Below are 17,374 nucleotides of genomic sequence, written 5' to 3'. Positions count from 1 at the left end.
TGACCCGTACGGGTCCGGTGGGGCCCGACCCTGAGGTGTCCCCCATCTGACCCTGAGATGTGTCAGAAATCTTTGACACGTCTCAGAAGGACATGTCAGCGTTTCTTGACAGGCACCAAGGAGAGAGGCCGCGATGGCCGAGGAACCGGTCCCGGAGCCCACGGGCGACGAGCTGCTCAAGGCGCTCGGCGCCCTGGGCAACCCGCACCGTCTGCGGATCGTCGCGGCGCTGACCGAGCGCCGCAACTACGTCAGCGCCCTGGCCCGGGAGATCGGCATGGGCCGTCCGCTGCTGCACATGCATCTGAAGCTGCTGGAAGGGGCGGGCCTCGTCATCGGCTCGCTCGAGGCGGGAGAGGACGGCAAGACGATGAAGTACTTCGAAGTGGCGCCGTTTCTCTACGAGTTGACGCCCCAGCTCATCCACCGAGCCGTCCGGACCCTCACCGACACCCGGGAGAAGCCCGCGGAGCCGGGCTCATCAGGGAAGGCCGGGAGGGCCGGAGAATCCGGAAAAGAGGAAGCCACGTGCACGGACAACCAGTGACGCTCGCCGACGGCGGAAACGTCGGTGACTGGGTCGGGGGGATCGGCGCCGCCGGCTTCTTCCTGCTGCTGATCGTCATCGTCTGGCAGGTCGCCGTCACCTGGCGCGCCAGGATGCTGGCCGCCCGCGAGGAGCAGTACAAGACGCTCGCCGCGCGCTACGCCGAGCTGCTCGAGGACAACGTCGAGCTGCACCGCCGTTCGCTGGAGGAGCTGCGGCAGACCCGCGATGAGCTGTCGAAGACCCGGCACTCGGTCGGCTCGATGGAACAGATGATGCGCGAGATCGAATAGCCCCGCCGCACACCCGCCTTCCGCTCCCCACAGGAGGACCGGTGCGGCCGGGAGCTGCAACTCCCCGCCGCACCCGGGGCGAACGCCCCGGGCCTCGAACGGGCCCCGGACACACATGGCGCGCCGCCGGTCTCACCGACGGGCGTGAGGCGCACGGGACCCGCACCACGGCGCCGAGGTTGTCAGGACCTGCCGTGGCGCAGGGGAGCCGGTCGTGGCTGATGTCCGTCGCCGTGACGTTCGCGGTCTTCGCGGGGCCGCCGCTGGTGACGATGGCTCAGGTGGGCGTGCTCGTGGGCATCGGCGTCCTCCTGGACACCTTCCTGGTGCGGACGGTGATGGTGCCCGCGCCGGCCCTGGACCTGGGGCGCTGGTTCTGGTGGCCGGGCGGGCTCTTCGACGTGCCGGGCCGGGGGCGGCGCGACACGGCGGGCCGGGTGCCCTCCCCCGCCCCGGACACGACACGCGAACCGGCGCGACCCTGGGTGAGAGAGCACGGTGCGAGGGAGGTCTCGCGCGAGGGCGGGCGGGTGCGAGCGCGCAGGGCGTCGGCGCATCAGCCGGTCCCCTCGCGCACAGCCCCCTACGGCCGCGCGGCCTGGGCCCGCAGCGCGTCGATGGCGATGCGGGCGGCGGTGCCGATCACGGCGTCGGCCGCGGGGAGCATGGCCGCGGTGCTGGCGGCCCGGGTGAAGACGGCGACGGCGTAGCGGCCGCCGTCGGGGTACTCGATGACGCCGACCTCGTTGCGCAGCGTGGGCAGGCTGCCGGTCTTGCCCGCCACGTGGACGTCGTCGAAGGGGAAGCCCGAGGCCATCCGGTGCGGCCAGACCTGGAGGCCGAGGACGCGGCGGATCGCGGTGCCGTGCTCGGGGGTGCACGCCTCGTCGCGCCAGACGGCCCGGAGCAGGCGGGTCATGTCGCGCGGGGTGCTGCGGTTGGTGCGGGCCGGGTCGAGAGCGCGCAGCCGGGCGATGACGTGCGGATCGGTCAGGGCCTGCGCACCGCCGGGGCCCGCGTCCTCCTTCACGGTGGCGAGGAGTTCGCCGAAGGTGTGCCGCGCGTGGGTGCCGTCGAGGCCGAGCCGGGCCGTCGCGGCGTTCACGGCGTCCAGGCCGACGCGCTGCAGGAGGAGGTCGGCGGCGGTGTTGTCGCTGACGGCCATCATCAGGAAGGCGAGGTCGCGCAGGGACATGCGGACGGGGTCGAGCATGGCGGCCAGACCGGTGGGCCCCGCCGTGCGCCCGTCGGCGGGGCACTCGATCTGTTCGGTGAGGTCCACCGTCCCGTCCGCCGCCTGCCGGTGGAGCGCGACGAGCAGGCAGAGCTTGTGCACGCTCGCGGTGACGACGGGCTGGTCGGCGCCGTCGTCGAGCTCCGCCCCGGAGTCGATGTCGAGGGCGTGCAGCCGGCCCGTGACACCGGCTTCGGCGAAGGCCCCGCGCAGGAGGCCCAGGGTGTTGCTCACAGGAAGTACTCCGCTGCCGGGCGCAGGTGCACGGGGCGCGAGGACAGGTCGGTGGTCACCGCGGCAGTTTTCCACATGGCGTGGGTGGTCGCTTCGGCGAAGGCGGTGACGGCGGCGTCGCTGCGCCCGCGCGGCCAGGCGACGGAGTGGCGCAGCGCCAGGGGCGCGCCGGCCAGCGGGCGCCAGACGATCTCCGGGTCGTCGGCCGCGTCCGTGGTTCGGGCGTCGCGGGGCCGGAAGGTCACGGAGTTCGCGGAGCGGATCAGGCCGCGGATGAAGCTGGGGCCCTGGCCGTGCCGGATGGCGGCGGGCGTGTAGCCGTTGCGGGCACAGGTGGTCAGCAGGTCGTCGTGCAGGGCCGGGGCGTCGGCGCGCGGGAAGAGGACCAGGTCGTGGTCGGCGAGGGCGCTGAGCGGCACCTCGGCGAGCGCGGCCGCGGGCGCCTCGCGCGGCAGGAGTACGCCGAGCTCGCGCCGCAGGATCGGGCCGAGACCGAGTCCCGTGACGTCGCAGGGGTGGTGGATGAGTCCCACGTCCAGGTCGTGCGAGGCGAACCTGGCCAGTTGCTCGGCGGTGGACAGTTCGTGCAGTTCCAGCTCCACGCCCGCGTGGACGCGCCCGAACTCCGCGAGGATCTCGGCGACGGTCTCCCCCGCGATGTCGGACGGCAGTGCGGCGCGCAGCAGGCCCGCGTCGCCGTCCCGGATGCGGCGGCTGGTGGCCATCAGTGCCTCGGCGCGGGCCAGCAGTTCGCGGGCCTCGTCGAGCAGGAGCGTGCCGCCCTTGGTGATCGTGACCTGGCGGCTGTTGCGCTCGAAGAGGCGGACCCCCAGCTCGCGCTCCAGCCGCTGGATGCGCTGCGACAGGGGTGGCTGGGCCGTACCGAGGCGGGCCGCGGCACGGCCGAAGTGTGACTCTTCTGCAACAGCCACAAAGCACCGCAGGTGCAGTATCAGGTCCACGATCAGCGACGATATCGCAGATTAATCATTGCGGTCCCGATATCCATCTTGGACATGCGGGGTGCCGACCTGCTCTGCTCGGGCCATGAACAGGACATTGCGGCACATAGCCGTCTTCTGTGGGGTCCTCGTGCTGGCCCTGCTGGTGCGGGCCACCTGGGTGCAGTTCGCCCGGGGGGACGGCCTGGCCGAGCACGCGAAGAACCGGCGGGTGCAGATCGACACGTTCGCCCAGCCGCGGGGCGACATCATCGTCGGCGGCAGCCCGGTCACCGGATCCGTGGCGAGTCCGGGTTCGGACCTCAAGTACAAGCGCGTCTTCAAGGACGGCCCGATGTACGCGCCGGTCACCGGCTACTTCTCGCAGGCCCAGGGCGCCACGTTCCTCGAAGGCGTGGAGAACGACGTGCTCAGCGGCAAGGACCGGCGGCTGCTCGGCGGCCCGCTGGACGTCCTGACCCACGAGAAGCCGCGGCCCGGCGACGTCATCACCACCATCGACCCCAAGGCACAGAAGGCCGCCTACAAGGGGTTGACGGATCTCGACGCCAAGGGCGCGGTCGTCGCCCTCGATCCGCGCACCGGCAAGATCCTGGCGATGGCGAGCACCCCCTCGTACGACCCCTCCGTCTTCGCGGGCATCTCGGGGAAGGACGGCAGGGCGTTCCAGGAGCTCGACCGGCGCAAGGACAAGCCGCTGAACAACCGGGCGACGCGCGAGGCCTATCCGCCCGGCTCGACGTTCAAGATCCTCACCGCGGCCGCCGCCCTGGAGCACGGCACGGTCACCGACATCGACGCGCCCTCCGGCGCCCCGGCGCCCTACCGGCTGCCGCTCAGCAGCACCGAGATCGGCAACGTCGTGCCGAACTCCCAGTGCGACAAGGTGTCGATGAAGACCGCCATGCAGTGGTCGTGCAACAACGTCTTCCTCGACGCGGCGCTGCGGACCGGCAAGGACAAGATGCGCGAGACGGCGGAGAAGTTCGGCTTCAACAAGGAGCAGTTCACGCCCGTGCGGTCGGCCGCGAGCGGCTATCCCGAGCGTCTGGACAAGCCGCAGACCGCGTTGACCGGCATGGGCCAGGGCAGCGTGACCAGCACTCCGCTGCAGATGGCCATGACCGTCGCGGGGCTCGCCAACGACGGCAAGGTGATGAAGCCCTACATGGTCGACGAGCTGCGCGGCCCCGACCTGGGCGTGATCGAGAAGGCCGAGCCCGAGGTGCTCGACCGGGCCGTCTCCGTGGACACCGCGAAGAAGGTGCAGGCGATGATGGAGCACACGGTGACCGAGGGCACGGCGGACAAGGTGCGGATGCCGGGCGTCACGGTCGGCGGCAAGCCCGGTACGGCCCAGCACGGCGCCGACGTCCGCGACGAGCGCCCGTACGCCTGGTTCGTCTCGTACGCCAAGCAGGCGGACGGCACCTCACCGGTGGCGGTCGCCGTCCTGGTCGACCCCGAGGACATGGACATCTCCCGCTCCGAGATCGCGGGCGGGCGGCTCGGGGCGCCGATCGCGAAGGCGGTCATGCAGGCGGTGCTCAAGCGCTGAGGCCTGCGGGAGGCATGCCCGCAGAGGTGCCGGTCCGCCCGCGGGCACAGGGTACGCACGGAGCTGGTGGAGAACGGCTTCACACCGGCAACTCCCGTTCCGGCGGGACGTGTTCTCGACCGTGCCGGACCGCGCCGGGTGACAGCCGCGGGCTGACGCACCATGATGGGTGCGTCATGAAGACTTCGGGACCGGTGCCTCGCTCCCGGCCGCACGGCGGCCGGACGCCGGCCGCGCGGCCGGGAGCGGCGGCACGGTCGGCCGACGCGGTGTGTCCGGTGATCCGCCCGGTGGGGGCGGCACATCCGCGGCTCCGGTCGACGGACGCGGCGCGGTCCGTCGCCCTCTCCGTGGCGAGCACCCTGTTCGCCGTCGCCTCGTACCACCTCGTGTTCGGCTCGCTGCCTTCGTGGGACGTACGGACGGTCGCCGCCGCGGTCCTGTTCCGTGCCGCCCTGTCCCTGCGCGGCACACGGCCCGCGGCTCGCGAGCACACCGGCCGGGCCGCCCCCGTGCGGTGGTTCGAACGGGCGCGTGGCGACCGGGCGTCAGCCGCGCACGAGGGCCGGCTCCCCGTGCGGCTCCGCACGGCACCGCCGCCGTTCGCCGAGCGGCTCACGCTCGGCTTCGTCGTCGACCGCATGGCGCACGGCGTGGACGCCGGGTGCCGCGGAGTCCGGCACGGCGCACGGCGCAGGCCGCGCGCGGCCAGTGGCTCCCTGGCCCGGACCCTGCGCCTCCTCTGGGCCTTCCTGGCACGGCTGTTGCGCCCGTTCCGCGCGCCGCTCCCGCTCGCGCCGTCCCGGCAGGCCCCGGCCCGCCGCACCGGACGCCCGGCCCGTGCGCCCTCCCGCGCCCTCCTGCTCGCGGACGCGGTCGTACGGCGGGGTCCGCCGGCCCGCCGGCCGCTCGCCGTCTGACCCGAGCCGCAGCGCGCACCGCGCCGGCCGACGTGGACGGGAGCGGCTCCGGCAGGCCCGATCCCGCACCTTCCACCGCTGATTTTGGTGCCGCCCCGAGCCGTGTCCGCAGCCGGACACCGAGCGCGCGCGTGCGGTGCCAGGAGGGACCCCCATGTCCAAGACCGTCGTCGTCATCGGCGCGGGCCCCTACGGGCTCTCCGCCGCCGCGCACCTGCGGGCGCGCGGCCTGCCCGTCCGCATATTCGGCGCCCCCGTGGCCAGCTGGTCGCGGCGCATGCCCGCCGGGATGCTCCTGCGGACGTCGCCCGACGCCTCCGCGCTCGCGACCCCGCGCGAGGGCTTCACGCTCGACGACTTCTGCCGCGAGAGCGGGGAGCGCAGGCTCGACGCCCGCGACCAGGTGCCCGTCGGGCTCTTCCTGCGGTACGGCAGGTGGTTCCGTGACCGCCTTGTGCCGCGTGTGGAGGACGAGCGGGTGGCCGCGGTCGACCGCAGTCCGGACGGCTTCCGCGTCAAGCTGTCGTCGGGCGAGGTGGTCCGGGCGTGCGCGGTGGTCGTGGCGACCGGGCTCACCGGTTTCGCCCATCTGCCGGCGCCGCTCGCGGCGGCGGCCTCCGGGGGCCCCGCGGCCCTTGGCCTGATCTCGCACAGTTCGCAGCAGACCGATCCGAGAAGCTTCGCCGGGCGCCGCGTGACCGTCGTGGGAGCCGGGCAGTCCGCCCTGGAGAGCGCGGCCCTGCTGCACGAGGCGGGCGCCGACGTCCAGGTCCTCGCCCGCGGTTCACGGGTCCGGTTCGACGCGCCGCCGTCGTCGAGGCCGCGCTGGCAGCCGGACACCCCGGTGGGCAGGTCGTGGTCCCTGTACGGCCTCACCCGCCATCCGGCCGCGTTCCGGCGGCTGCCGGCGCCCGCCCGGCTCCGGCTCGCCGAGCAGGCGTTGAGGTCGCGCGGGGCGTGGTGGCTCAAGGAGCGGTTCGAGGGCAGCGTGCCCGTTCTGACGGAGCGGCACATCACGGGGGCCGAGGCGCACGGCGGCGGTGTCTCTCTGCGGACGACGACGCCGGACGGGCGTACCCAGACCGTCGAGTCCGAGCACGTCCTGGCCGCCACCGGCTACCGCGTCCAGCTGGAGGCCCTGGACTTCCTCTCCCCCGAGCTCCGCGCGGACCTGATACGCGTCGGCGGATTCCCCGTCCTGGACAAGGGGTTCTCCTCCAACGTGCCGGGCCTGCACTTCACCGGCCCCTCGGCCGTCGCCACGTTCGGCCCCGCGCTGCGCTTCGTCAGCGGCACCCGGTTCGCGGGTCCCCGTCTGACGAAGTCCGTGGCCGCGTGCTGCGAGGAGTGAGCGCGTCCGGTCGTGGGACACGGCGCGCCGGGACACGGCGCGCCGGGGCACGGCTCACCGGGGCACGAGCAGGGCGACCAGGCGTTCGGTCCGCGCGCGGGGGTCGGGCGCGCCGGACCAGCCGCCGGTCATCAGGAGGTGGTGGACGGTGCCGACGAGAGTGAGTGCCGTGGTGGCGGTGTCGGTGCCCTCGGGGAGGCGTCCGAGCCGCAGTTCGGCGTCGAGGTAGGCGGTGAGTGCCTCCTCGATCGCCGTGAAGCCCGGTGCGCCGCCCGCGAGCGCCTCACGGATCTGCTGCGCGGTGGCGTTGCTGGTCTTGGCCAGGCCGACGATCCGGGGGTCGAGGGAGCCCAGGAGCCCGAGTGCGACCCCGGTCAGGTTGGCCGTCACGGTGTCCCGGCCCGCCCGCCCGGGCAGCCCTTGCGCCTGTGCGGCGGTGCGCGCGAGCCGGTCGAGGACGAGCTCGGCGACGAACGCGTCCACCCCGCCGAAGTGCGTGTGCAGCACCCCCTTGGCGCAGCCCGCCTCACCGGTGATCGCCCGGCTCGTCAGCGCCGCCGCGCCCTCGCGGGCGACGATCCGCTCGGCGGCGTCGAAGAGCCGCTCACGAAGGTCGGGGATCGCGACTCCGCGCGGTGACATGGCTCTCTCCTCGTACGCGACAAGGCGCCCCGGTCACAAGGCCGTTGCAAGTATGGGCGCTCGCCCATACTGTTTGGGCGAGCGCCCATACTAACGGTGAAGGGCGCCTCATCCGCCATGCACCGAAGGGGCAGCGCATGCCGAACATCGTCAACATCGAACAGGCACAGGCGTGGAACGGTTACGAGGGGGATCACTGGGCCCGCAACCAGGACCGCTGGGACGCGGTGAACGACGGCCTCAACGCCCCTCTCCTGGCCGCCGCTTCGATCGGCGAGGACGACCGTGTCCTGGACATCGGCTGCGGAGCAGGACGGACGACCCGGCTGGCCGCACGCCGGGCGAGCGGGGGCCGTGCCCTGGGCCTGGACCTGTCGGCCCCGACGCTGGCCCGCGCACGCGACACCGCGCGGCGGGAGGGCCTCGGCAACGTCTCCTTCGAGCAGGGGGACGCCCAGGTCCATCCGCTGGCCCCGGCCGCGTACGACGTCGTGATCAGCCGCTACGGCGTGATGTTCTTCGCGGACCCGGTGGCCGGCTTCGGCAACATCGGCCGGGCGCTGCGTCCCGGCGGACGCGCGGCGTTCGTCTGCGGCGCGTACCCCGAGGACAACGAGTGGCTCCAGGCCTTCGCCGAGCTGCGCGACATCCTGCCCATCGGGGGTTTCGGCGTGCCGGGCGGCCCTGGCGTGTTCTCCCTGGCGGACGTCGACAGGACGCGCGAGGTGCTGTCCGCCGCAGGGTACGAGGACATCGGGACGCAGCGCGCGGAGGCGTACGGAGTGTGGGGGCGCGACGCCGCCGACGCCGCGGACTTCCTCCTCGGCTCGGGCCCCGGACGCCACCTGGCCGGCCAGGTCTCCCCGGAGGACCGGGCCCGCGCCCGCGCCCGGCTGACGGATGTCCTGCGGCCCCACGAGGCGCGATCCCCCGAGGCCGACGGCGGGCTGCGGCTGCGCGGCGCGGCTCTGCTCGTGACGGCATCCCGTCCCCGCTAGGGCCTGTCCTCACACCCCTGCCCGCCCAGCGATCAGGGCGACGGCGACGACAGGCGTCTGTCGACAGGCCCTGGGGCGCGCGGCGGTACGCCTCGGTGTTACGCCGCCTCCGGCGTGGGCGGCCGTCTCGTCCACAGACTCAGATCGCTGCTGGTGGCCACCGCCAGGGTCTGCCCCGACGGTGCGAAGCCGGCGGTCCGCAGCTCCGAGGAGGACGCGTGGAAGACGTGCCACCACTTCTCGCCGTGGGGCCCGGCATGGGGCATGCCGCCGTCGGTGGAGAGCAGGACCCGCTCGTGCGGCCAGGCCGGGGTGGCGACTTCGAGGGTCCAGCCGTCGGCGGTGGTCGTGTGCAGTCCGCCGCCGAAGAGCCCCGCGATGCGGACGCGCCGCCCGGCGAGGGGACCCAGTCCGGGGCAGGAGAGGTCGGGCACCCCGTCCGGGGTGCTCTCCTCGGGGTCGGGGTCGCGATCCCGGGCGAGCTTCTCGCCGGTGACGGCGTCGAACAGTCCGTGGCCGTCGCCGGAGACGACCATGACCAGGTCGTGGCCGGTGTCGGGATCGACGGCGAAGCCGATGCCCAACAGGCCTCCGACGACGGCGTACGGCTCGAACACGGTTCGCCAGGGCACGGGCGCCGTGACCACCGGCGCCGCGAGGAGCCGCTCACGCAGGGCGGTCTGGTACGGGGTGAGCTCTCGGGCGCCGCCCGGCTGTTCGGTCCGCTTCGTCGTCACCACGCCATGATCCGCCACGGAGGGAGTGCGCCTTGCACCCGGGCCGCACTCCCTCCGCCGGGCACCGGTCGGGCACCAGCCGGGCATCTGGGGCGGCCGACGGACGCCCGGCCCGCGATCGCTACGATGCGCTGCGATGAGACAGACGCAGCGGGCCGCGGCCGCCCGGCACTCCTCGTGCCGCGGCGCCCTGGCCGCTGCGCTCGGCTCGCTGCTCGTCACGCTGTTCATGTGTCTGGGCCCCGTCGCGCCCGACGGCGGCCACCAGGGCACGGGGCACGCCACGGCCGTCGCCGGGGCGCCGTCCCTCGACGACCGCGCCGCACCCGTGGCCGATGCCGACTGCCCGCCTCCCGAACGCTGTTGCGCGCCCTCGGCCCACGGCGTGCGGGCGGTGCCCACTCCGGGGGCCCCGTCACTGTCCGCGGTCCTGCACCGCGCGCCCCCACCGGCACCGGCGGCCCCCGGTCTCACGGCGGGCGACCCGACGACCCGCGGCTCGCCCGACCTCCACATGCTCCAGGTGCAGCGGACCTAGGCGGACCCCGGCAGGGCGGCCCGCCCCATCGGCCTGCCCTCCTCCGGCATCCACCACCGCGCCACCACCACCGCCGCGCCCCCGTGCGGCCGGACAAGGAGCACCCATGGCCAAGGCCAAGGCCCACAAGCCGAACAAGAAGGCGGAAGCCGCCGAGCGCAAGGCCCGCGTCGAAGCGCTGCGCCGCGCGGAGCAGGCCCGCGAGCGCCGCAACCGCATCATCACCGTCACGCTCAGCACGGTGATCGTGGCCGGGCTCATCGGATTCGGCGCGTACGCCGTCAAGAGCACCGACGACAAGGACGAGCGGAACGCCGCCGCCGCCAAGAAGCCGGTGCGGGGCGAGAAGACGTGGGACGCGAAGGAACTGGGCCGCGACCACGTCGACAAGGCCGTCGACTACCCGATGACGCCTCCCGTCGGCGGCGACCACCACCAGGCGTGGATGACCTGTGACGCCACGGTCTACGACAAGGCGATACCGGAGGAGAACGCCGTGCACTCCCTCGAACACGGCGCGGTCTGGGTCACCTACAACGGGAAGGCCGCCGACGCCGACGTCAAGAAGCTGGGCGACAAGGTCTCCAAGACCCCGTACAGCCTGATGAGTCCGGTCGACGGGCAGCGCAGTGCGCTCATGCTGTCGGCCTGGGGCCACCAGCTCACCGTCGACAGTGCCGCCGATCCGCGGGTGGCCGAGTTCTTCAGCAAGTACGTGCAGGGGCCGCAGACCCCCGAGCCGGGCGCCGCGTGCTCGGGAGGCGTCGGCTCCGCGTGAACCGCGTCCGGCCGGCGCGCGCTTCGTCCCCGCGCGCCGGCCGGACCTGCTCCGTTCGGGCCGCCTCCGTCAGGCCGCGGCGGGCTGCGCCTCGGGGGCGGTGCGGGTCAGCCGTCCGGCGCGCTGCAGTCCGTGGAGGGCCCCGGAACATCCCAGGCCGAGCGCGAACAGCACGAGCCAGGGAAGCGCCGACATGCCGGCCTCCCTGGCGGCGTCGAGGGCGACTCCGGTCAGCAGGTTGCCGATCGTGATGCCCACCCCGCAGATGGTGTTGTAGAGCCCGTAGTGGGTGGCGACGAGCCGGTCCCCGGACAGCTGCACGATGGTGTCCATCTCGAAGGGGTACGCGATCATCGTGCCCAGCGCGAGCAGCAGGGCGGCCAGCGTCGGCGGCACGGCCGCGAGCAGCCACCGCCCGGCTCCCCGCTCCGCAACCGGCAGCGCCGTGGCGGCGAGCAGCGGGACGAAGGCGAGCCCCATGCACAACAGCCCCAAGGACAGGGCCCGTCCCGGCTCCGTCCGCTCCTTGCACCAGGCCGTCACGCGGGTCTGCCCGAGGATGGTCGTGAGCCCCGATGCCGCGAAGAGCAGTGCGACGGCCACCGTGCCGAACTCCCCGTCGCCGCCGAGGCGTCGGACCTCCAGGGGCAGCGCCAGATAGACCTGGAAGGTCAGGACGTACGAGCCGATCATGGCGGTCGAGAAGAGCAGGAAGGCCCGGTTGCGCACGACGCTCCGCCACTGCGCGAGGATCCCGTTCCCGGCGCCCGCTCCCCGATCGGCCGCGTCGTCGCCCCTGCGGGCGGGCAGCGCGCGGATCTGTACGACGCTCAGCAGCGCGAAGACCGCGGCGGAGACGAGGCAGGTGATCCGGAAGTCGACCCCGGTGAGCAGCATGCCGACGAGCGGGCCGAGCAGGATGCCCGCCTGGTAGAAGACGTTGAACAGGGCGAACGCCTCGACGCGGCGCTCCCCCGCGTCGGCGGCGAGGTAGGCGCGCACCGCGGGGTTGAACAGCGCCCCGGCGAAACCGGTGGCCGCCGACGCGACGAGCAGCGCCGCCACCGAGTCGACGAGGCCGAGCGTGGCGAAGCCGGCGGTGCGCAGGACGCAGCCGGCGACGATGAGCGGCTTGTAGCCGAACCGGTCGGCGAGGGTGCCGCCGACGAGGAACATGCCCTGCTGGCTGAAGTTGCGGACGCCGAGGACGAGTCCGACGACCCACCCGGCGAGCCCGAGCGTGCCGGACAGGTGCTGGGCGAGGTACGGCATCAGCATGTAGAAGCCGAGGTTGATGGTGAACTGGTTGGCCAGGAGCAGTTGGACGCTCCGGTCGTAGGAGCGGAACTGGGTGAGGGTCGTCTTCATGGCGTCTCGCTCTTCGCGTCGGCGTCGTCGTGGGTGTCGTCGGCCGCGTCCGCCGGCCGGGGGTGTGCGGCGAGCGGGTCGTGGACGGCGGCGCAGCGGGTCCAGCGGGTGACCTCCTTCTCGTCGGGGCGGCCCACCACGTCGGGTTCGGGTGCCGGAACCCCGTCCAACAGCCCGTGCTCCGCGCAGTACGTGTCGTCGTAGACGGTTTCCAGGTAGCGCTGCGGGCCGTCGGGGAAGACGGCGACGATGCGGGTGTCGTGCGGGAGCGTCCGGGCGAGCCACCCGGCCACCAGCGCGACCGCTCCGACGCTCCAGCCGCCGGTGGCGTAGTGGGAGGTCGCCAACTGCCTGCAGGACCAGACCGCTTCGGCAGGCGAGACCCAGTGCACCTCGCTGAAGTTTCCGTAGGCGACGTTGCGCGGGTAGATGCTCGATCCCAGGCCGCGCATGAGCCGGGGGCGGGCGGGCTGGCCGAAGATGGTCGAGCCGACGGTGTCCACGCCGACCAGGCGCACCCCGGGACAGAGCTGCCGCAGCACGCGGGAGATGCCCGCGGAGTGTCCTCCGGTGCCGACGCTGCAGACGAGTACGTCGATGTGGCCGACCTGCGCGGCGAGTTCGAGGGCCAGCGGGGTGTACGCGGAGACGTTGTCGGGGTTGCCGTACTGGTCGGGGCACCATGAGCCGGGGTGCTCCGCGAGGAGTTCGGCGACCCGGTCGCGGCGGGCCTGCTGCCAGCCGCCGGCCGGGTGCGGCTCGGGGACCATGTCGACGCTCGCGCCGTAGGCGGCGAGCAGCCGGGTCATGGACGGTTCGAGGCCCGGGTCGGTGACCAGGGTGACCGGATGCCCGTGGACGGTCCCGGCCAGGGCGAGCCCGAGGCCGAGGGTGCCGCTCGTCGACTCGACGATGCGCCGGCCGTGTGCCAACTCACCGCGGGCACGGGCCCGTTCGACCATGTGCAGACCGGGTCGGTCCTTGATGCCGCCGGGGTTGAAGCCCTCCAGTTTGGCCCAGAATCCGCGCCCTTGCGGGGTGAACGGCTGGGAGACGCGCAGGACCGGGGTGTTGCCGACGAGGCCGGGCAGGGTGGCCCCGGCGGGGGCGGCGACAGGCGGGGTGATGAGGGGAGGGACGGGTCCGAGGGGGTGGGAGTGGTGTGCGATCGGAGAGTGCATCTCTTCGGTTCTTCGCTCTCGTCGAGGGGGCGGTCGCATGGGCGCGGGGTCGCGTCGGGCCTGCTCGGGGCGGCCCTATATGCGCCACCTGCACAGCGAGCTGAGCGTGGACCGGCCACCGCCCGGCACCACGACCGGCGCGGTGGCTCTGCCACGGACCACCCGGGCACCCACCGCGCCCGCGTCCGTCGCCGCGGCGAGCGGGTGCGGGAGCTTGAGCGGCCGGGCCGACGACTGCACGGCGGAACCCGAGCCGGCCTCGTGGCAGTGGTCGGGCGAGGGGGGCTCGTCGAGGACCGCGGGCTCGGCGCCGGTTCCCACGGGCGCGTGGACCTGCACCACCGGCGAGTGAAACCCCCCGTGGGCATGAAGGTGCCCGCCGAAGCACGCGAACAGCGTGCACAGCAGCAGGACGTACGGGGTGGTGCGGACAGTCAGCCGGGGCAGCACAGATCCTCCGCGCGGCAGCGGCCCCGGCCGGGGCATACCGGCGGCCGGGAGCAGAGTCGGACTCCATGGAGGGCCACCGGGAGGATGCCGAGCCCGCCTTGCCGACGGATTCGGGCAACTCTCCGGGAACGGTGACCGGTTGAGGCGGTTCGGAGCCGGTCTAGACGCGCAGGATCGTGGAGTCGGCAGCGTGCGCTATCGGGACCACGAAGTCCCGTCCGGCGACGTGACGGGCGCGCACCAGCGCGGGCACGCCGTCCCACCCCTGCGGAGCGAGCGGCGAGAGACAGGGGAGCTCCACGTCGGGCCCCTGCGGGGGCTGCCCCAGCGCGCATTCCTCGACGGTGTGCTGCTGACGGTGCTCGCCGCCGTGGCCGCCGGGTGCGCCCGTCGGGGCGGAGGTGTCGGCAGCCGTGTCCGCCACGACGGAGGCGCCGCTGCCGGCGACGAGATGGCGACTGGTGGCATCAGGGCTGGCCACGTGCGCGATCAGCAGCCCGAAGAGGAAGAGACCGAGCCCCACGAACCGCCACAGAGCCGCTGTAGAGCGGCTCCACCGTGTACCGGAAGGAGACCAGGCCGTCATCACGCCGTGATCGTAGCCCGCCCCCGCGCCCCTGGACATCACGACCCACGCGAACACCGCACGATCAAGCCACTCACCCGCACACGTGTCACGGACTGCCACCGTTTCCACCGGGTATGCCGCGTTCACCGCCGTAGACGCCGGTTGCTTGTCGGAGCATGCTTCAGGAAGCGGGACGGAGCAGGACGTGCCGACCGGCTCACCCGCCCGCCACGGGGGCGATCACCATGCACGGCTGCGCCGCAACCGACGCTTCGGCCACCGCGTACGCGGGCGTCGTCCTGGCACGGGACCGGACCGCGGCATCGTCTTCCAACGCCCGTACTGCCGCACGGCAGTCGCCGGCCACCTGGAACTTCCGGCGGCGGTTGGACCGCTGCCGACCGGCTCGGAGCGGGGCGGACGCGCCGCCCTGAGCCGGCGAACGGAACGGGGGAAAACATGAACACCAAGGGCCGCCACGGTCGGTTGCGCAGAGCCCTCGCCCGCCGGGCGGAGCCACGGCCTGCCGCTCCCGGTGCCGCACGGGCCTCCGCTGCCGCGGGTCCGCCCGCGCCGAGGGCCATCACCTGGCTGCACCGTGCGCAGACCCGCCTCTGCGTCCTGCGCCACCAGCTCGACGCCGCGTGCGGGCCGCCGGATCGCCTGTCCCGCCACGGGGTACGGGAGCCGGAGCTGCGCTCGGGAGCGGCGCAGCTCCTCGACGCGGCCGAGCGGCACATGCGGCAGGCGGTCGTCGGCAGACTGCCCCAGCGGCTCGGCAGCTGGTGGAACGGACAGACCTACGAGGGCACCCTGGCATGCCTGCACGCCGCCGAGGTCGCCATCATCTCGCTGTCGAGGCCCGCCCTGGCCTGGCACCGGATCGACGCGGTGCTCGCCCTGGCGGGCCCGCTCTGCCAGAAGGATCCCCGGCTCGCCCTCGTCCAGGAGCTGAGGAGCCGGGACGAGCCGCGGGACGACCGCGTGCCCTGGGCGGTCGCGACCCTGCTGGAGGCGGCCTACGCGGTGCAGGAGGAACGATCCGTACGCAGCCGCAACTTCCGTAACCGGCTGATCCGCGCGGGCAGTGTGCTGACGGTACTGCTCGTGGTGACGCTCGTGGTGGCCTGGCGCGATCCGGCGGCGATCCCCGTCGCCGGGGAGGGCCACGGCGCGACGCGGTCCGGCCTGCGGGACGTCGGTCTGGTCATGCTGCTGGGCATGCTCGGTGCGGCGACGCACGTGGTGGGGCGGCTGCAGAAGATGGGCGGCAGCTGGAACCCGTACAACCTGCCCTTCTACCAGGAGCTCATCAAGCTTCCCATCGGGGCGCTCACGGCCGTGATCGGACTGCTTCTGGTCGGCACCGAGTGGCTGCCGGTCATCAAGGCTCCCGAGACCTGGCGCGACGTGATCGCCTACGCCGTGGTCTTCGGCCTCGCGCAGCTCGCCCTCACCCGCAACATCGACCAGCGCGCGGACAAGATTCTCGCGTCGGAGCCGGACCCCGAAGAGGCCGAGCAGTTGGAGAAGGTGCCCGACACCAGGGCGGGCAGGGCGGCGGATTTCACGGCGTGAGGGGACGCCCGCGCTACGTCCTCGCGCCCTTCCCCATACGCTTCCCCCCGCTCTCCCCACTGCGCCGGTCCAACTCCGGTCGCCCGGCGCGCTCCTGGTGGCCGTCCACCGTCCCGGTGCGCCGGGGGTGGGACGCGGTGGCGGGTGAGAGCGCGGCGGCGACGAGCATGAGCAGCAGGACCGGGACCATCGCGGCGCGCAGCCCGTGGTGCTCGCCGAGGAAGCCGAGCGCTGGCGGCCCCGCCAGCAGGGCGACGTAGCCGATGCGGGAGGTCAGGGCCACGCGGCCGGTGGTGTCGGGGCCGGACTCGCCGGCCGCGGAGAGGGCCAGCGGGAAGCCGAGGGAGGTGCCGAGGCCCCAGAGCAGCACGGCGCAGCCGGCCGCGGCCGGCGAATCCACGAAGGACACCAGGGCGATGCCGACGGCCGTCAGGAGCGCGCCACCGCCGAGCATCGCGGGCCTGCCGACCCGGGCCACCAAGGGGCCACCGGCGAAGCGGCCCGCCGCCATGGCGGCGGCGAAGCCGGCGTACACCAGCGACCCGAGTCCTGCGGGCATGTCGTGGCCGTCGACCATCAGCAGCGGCAGCCAGTCGGTGGCGGCGCCCTCGGCCAGCGTCATGCCGAGCACCACCCCGCCGATCATCAGCAGTCGCGGGTCGAGGTGGAGCCGGCGTTCCCGGCCCTGTGCGGGGGCGGCGGGCGACTCTCCCGCGGGTCCGGTGCCGGAAGTACCGGGGCGCCCCAGGCCGGGGCGCAGTCCCGGCACCGCGCAGGCGAACAGCCCGATCACCAGAAGCAGTACGGCCGCCAGATGCCAGGGCACCGGGAACCCGGCCGCGGCGCCGGCCACCCCGAGACCCGCGCCGACGACGGTCCCCAGGCTGTAACAGCCGTGCAGGGCCGGGAGTACAGGGCGGCCGAACTCCCGCTCCACGACCGAGCCGTCGACGTTGCCGGCGACCTCCGAAAGGCCCACACCTGCGCCGATGAGCAACAAGCCGAAGGCCACCGTCAACGCCGAGGACACCGCCGCGCCCAGGGCCGTCGTCGCGACACTGGCCAGCACGAGACACATGCCGGCGACGATGACGGGACGGGTCGCAAACCGTGCCACCAAGGCACCGGCGACCAGGATGCCGAGCATCGAGCCGATCGACATGCCGAAGAGCACCAGGCCCATCTCGGCGGTGGAGGCGCCGAGGCCGTCCCGGACGTCGGGGGTGCGGGTCACCCAGGTGGCGAGCGCGAGCCCGGGTATCGCGAAGCACAGGCGCAGGGCCGCGCGGTGACGGAGGACCAGCGGGTCCACAGGGGCGGGCTCCATGAGGGCGGGGCCTCCGAGACGGGACGGCGTGGGTATCCACGTACCCTAACCACGCCCCGGCCCGCCTCCCCCGCCCGGCCTTCCCTGTTCCTGGCTCACCCGCCCGGCCT

18 protein-coding genes and 1 pseudogene are annotated in these 17,374 nt (G+C 73.6%); 10 read left to right on the top strand and 9 right to left on the bottom strand.

Annotation, left to right across the window (positions count from 1 at the left end; translation table 11 throughout):
• Window positions 1-133: 133 nt before the first annotated feature.
• The 3 genes and pseudogenes from ACZ592_RS01760 to ACZ592_RS01750 all read left to right on the top strand — a co-directional run.
• Complete coding sequence (locus ACZ592_RS01760) at window positions 134-547, top strand: ArsR/SmtB family transcription factor (RefSeq protein ID WP_471579487.1); 414 nt, start codon at window positions 134-136, stop codon at window positions 545-547.
• Window positions 529-840, top strand: coding sequence for a hypothetical protein (locus tag ACZ592_RS01755; RefSeq protein ID WP_471579486.1), 312 nt, complete (start codon window positions 529-531; stop codon window positions 838-840). Before ACZ592_RS01760 ends, ACZ592_RS01755 begins: the two co-directional genes overlap by 19 nt.
• A 227-nt stretch (window positions 841-1,067) precedes the next feature.
• Window positions 1,068-1,239: pseudogene (locus ACZ592_RS01750) on the top strand (MMPL family transporter); the annotation flags it as partial.
• Window positions 1,240-1,423: 184 nt separating this feature from the next.
• On the opposite strand, the gene ACZ592_RS01745 reads toward ACZ592_RS01750, so the two are convergent.
• On the bottom strand, window positions 1,424-2,308 hold the full coding sequence (locus tag ACZ592_RS01745) for a serine hydrolase (RefSeq protein ID WP_471579485.1): 885 nt from the start codon (window positions 2,306-2,308) through the stop codon (window positions 1,424-1,426).
• On the bottom strand, window positions 2,305-3,270 hold the full coding sequence (locus ACZ592_RS01740) for a LysR family transcriptional regulator (protein ID WP_471579484.1): 966 nt from the start codon (window positions 3,268-3,270) through the stop codon (window positions 2,305-2,307). Before ACZ592_RS01740 ends, ACZ592_RS01745 begins: the two co-directional genes overlap by 4 nt.
• Before the next feature lie 85 nt (window positions 3,271-3,355).
• On the opposite strand from ACZ592_RS01740, the gene ACZ592_RS01735 reads away from it, so the two are divergent.
• The 3 genes from ACZ592_RS01735 (at window position 3,356) to ACZ592_RS01725 (ending at window position 7,099) form a co-directional block, all read left to right on the top strand.
• On the top strand, window positions 3,356-4,828 hold the full coding sequence (locus tag ACZ592_RS01735) for a peptidoglycan D,D-transpeptidase FtsI family protein (protein WP_471579483.1): 1,473 nt from the start codon (window positions 3,356-3,358) through the stop codon (window positions 4,826-4,828).
• A gap of 176 nt (window positions 4,829-5,004) precedes the next feature.
• Entirely contained in the window at window positions 5,005-5,748 is a 744-nt protein-coding gene (locus tag ACZ592_RS01730) for a hypothetical protein (protein WP_471579482.1), read from the top strand.
• A gap of 154 nt (window positions 5,749-5,902) precedes the next feature.
• On the top strand, window positions 5,903-7,099 hold the full coding sequence (locus tag ACZ592_RS01725) for an NAD(P)-binding domain-containing protein (protein WP_471579481.1): 1,197 nt from the start codon (window positions 5,903-5,905) through the stop codon (window positions 7,097-7,099).
• 54 nt (window positions 7,100-7,153) lie between these two features.
• On the opposite strand, the gene ACZ592_RS01720 is transcribed toward ACZ592_RS01725, so the two are convergent.
• The gene (locus ACZ592_RS01720) at window positions 7,154-7,741 is read right to left on the bottom strand and encodes a TetR/AcrR family transcriptional regulator (RefSeq protein ID WP_471579480.1); all 588 of its coding nucleotides are present in this window, start codon (window positions 7,739-7,741) and stop codon (window positions 7,154-7,156) included.
• A gap of 137 nt (window positions 7,742-7,878) precedes the next feature.
• Between ACZ592_RS01720 and ACZ592_RS01715 the strand changes: the two genes are divergently transcribed.
• Window positions 7,879-8,739, top strand: a complete 861-nt coding sequence (locus ACZ592_RS01715) for a class I SAM-dependent methyltransferase (RefSeq protein WP_471579479.1) — start codon at window positions 7,879-7,881, stop codon at window positions 8,737-8,739.
• 98 nt (window positions 8,740-8,837) lie between these two features.
• Here ACZ592_RS01715 and ACZ592_RS01710 read toward each other — a convergent pair whose 3' ends face one another.
• Window positions 8,838-9,476 carry a hypothetical protein gene (locus ACZ592_RS01710; RefSeq protein ID WP_471579478.1) on the bottom strand — a complete coding sequence of 213 codons (639 nt, stop codon included), beginning with the start codon at window positions 9,474-9,476 and terminating at the stop codon, window positions 8,838-8,840.
• 136 nt (window positions 9,477-9,612) lie between these two features.
• On the opposite strand from ACZ592_RS01710, the gene ACZ592_RS01705 reads away from it, so the two are divergent.
• Window positions 9,613-10,014 (top strand): hypothetical protein, encoded by a 402-nt coding sequence (locus ACZ592_RS01705; protein WP_471579477.1) that lies wholly within the window; start codon window positions 9,613-9,615, stop codon window positions 10,012-10,014.
• Window positions 10,015-10,120: 106 nt separating this feature from the next.
• Window positions 10,121-10,792 (top strand): DUF3105 domain-containing protein, encoded by a 672-nt coding sequence (locus ACZ592_RS01700; RefSeq protein ID WP_471579476.1) that lies wholly within the window; start codon window positions 10,121-10,123, stop codon window positions 10,790-10,792.
• Between the two features lie 69 nt (window positions 10,793-10,861).
• On the opposite strand, the gene ACZ592_RS01695 is transcribed toward ACZ592_RS01700, so the two are convergent.
• The 4 genes from ACZ592_RS01695 to ACZ592_RS01680 all read right to left on the bottom strand — a co-directional run bounded on the left by ACZ592_RS01695 (window position 10,862) and on the right by ACZ592_RS01680 (window position 14,314).
• Complete coding sequence (locus ACZ592_RS01695) at window positions 10,862-12,160, bottom strand: MDR family MFS transporter (RefSeq protein ID WP_471579475.1); 1,299 nt, start codon at window positions 12,158-12,160, stop codon at window positions 10,862-10,864.
• Entirely contained in the window at window positions 12,157-13,341 is a 1,185-nt protein-coding gene (locus ACZ592_RS01690; protein WP_471579474.1) for a PLP-dependent cysteine synthase family protein, read from the bottom strand. The genes ACZ592_RS01695 and ACZ592_RS01690 overlap by 4 nt, the downstream gene beginning before the upstream one ends.
• A 75-nt stretch (window positions 13,342-13,416) precedes the next feature.
• Window positions 13,417-13,791 carry a hypothetical protein gene (locus ACZ592_RS01685; protein WP_471579473.1) on the bottom strand — a complete coding sequence of 125 codons (375 nt, stop codon included), beginning with the start codon at window positions 13,789-13,791 and terminating at the stop codon, window positions 13,417-13,419.
• Window positions 13,792-13,951: 160 nt separating this feature from the next.
• The gene (locus tag ACZ592_RS01680) at window positions 13,952-14,314 is read right to left on the bottom strand and encodes a hypothetical protein (protein WP_471579472.1); all 363 of its coding nucleotides are present in this window, start codon (window positions 14,312-14,314) and stop codon (window positions 13,952-13,954) included.
• Window positions 14,315-14,818: 504 nt separating this feature from the next.
• On the opposite strand from ACZ592_RS01680, the gene ACZ592_RS01675 reads away from it, so the two are divergent.
• Window positions 14,819-15,937, top strand: coding sequence for a hypothetical protein (locus ACZ592_RS01675; RefSeq protein WP_471579471.1), 1,119 nt, complete (start codon window positions 14,819-14,821; stop codon window positions 15,935-15,937).
• Between the two features lie 13 nt (window positions 15,938-15,950).
• Here ACZ592_RS01675 and ACZ592_RS01670 read toward each other — a convergent pair whose 3' ends face one another.
• Window positions 15,951-17,264, bottom strand: a complete 1,314-nt coding sequence (locus ACZ592_RS01670) for an MFS transporter (protein WP_471579470.1) — start codon at window positions 17,262-17,264, stop codon at window positions 15,951-15,953.
• Window positions 17,265-17,374 lie beyond the last annotated feature (110 nt).

The organism is Streptomyces sp. NPDC040622, assembly GCF_055593965.1.
Note: the sequence above shows the minus strand (reverse complement) of the source record. Positions and strands in the feature narration are given on the sequence as shown.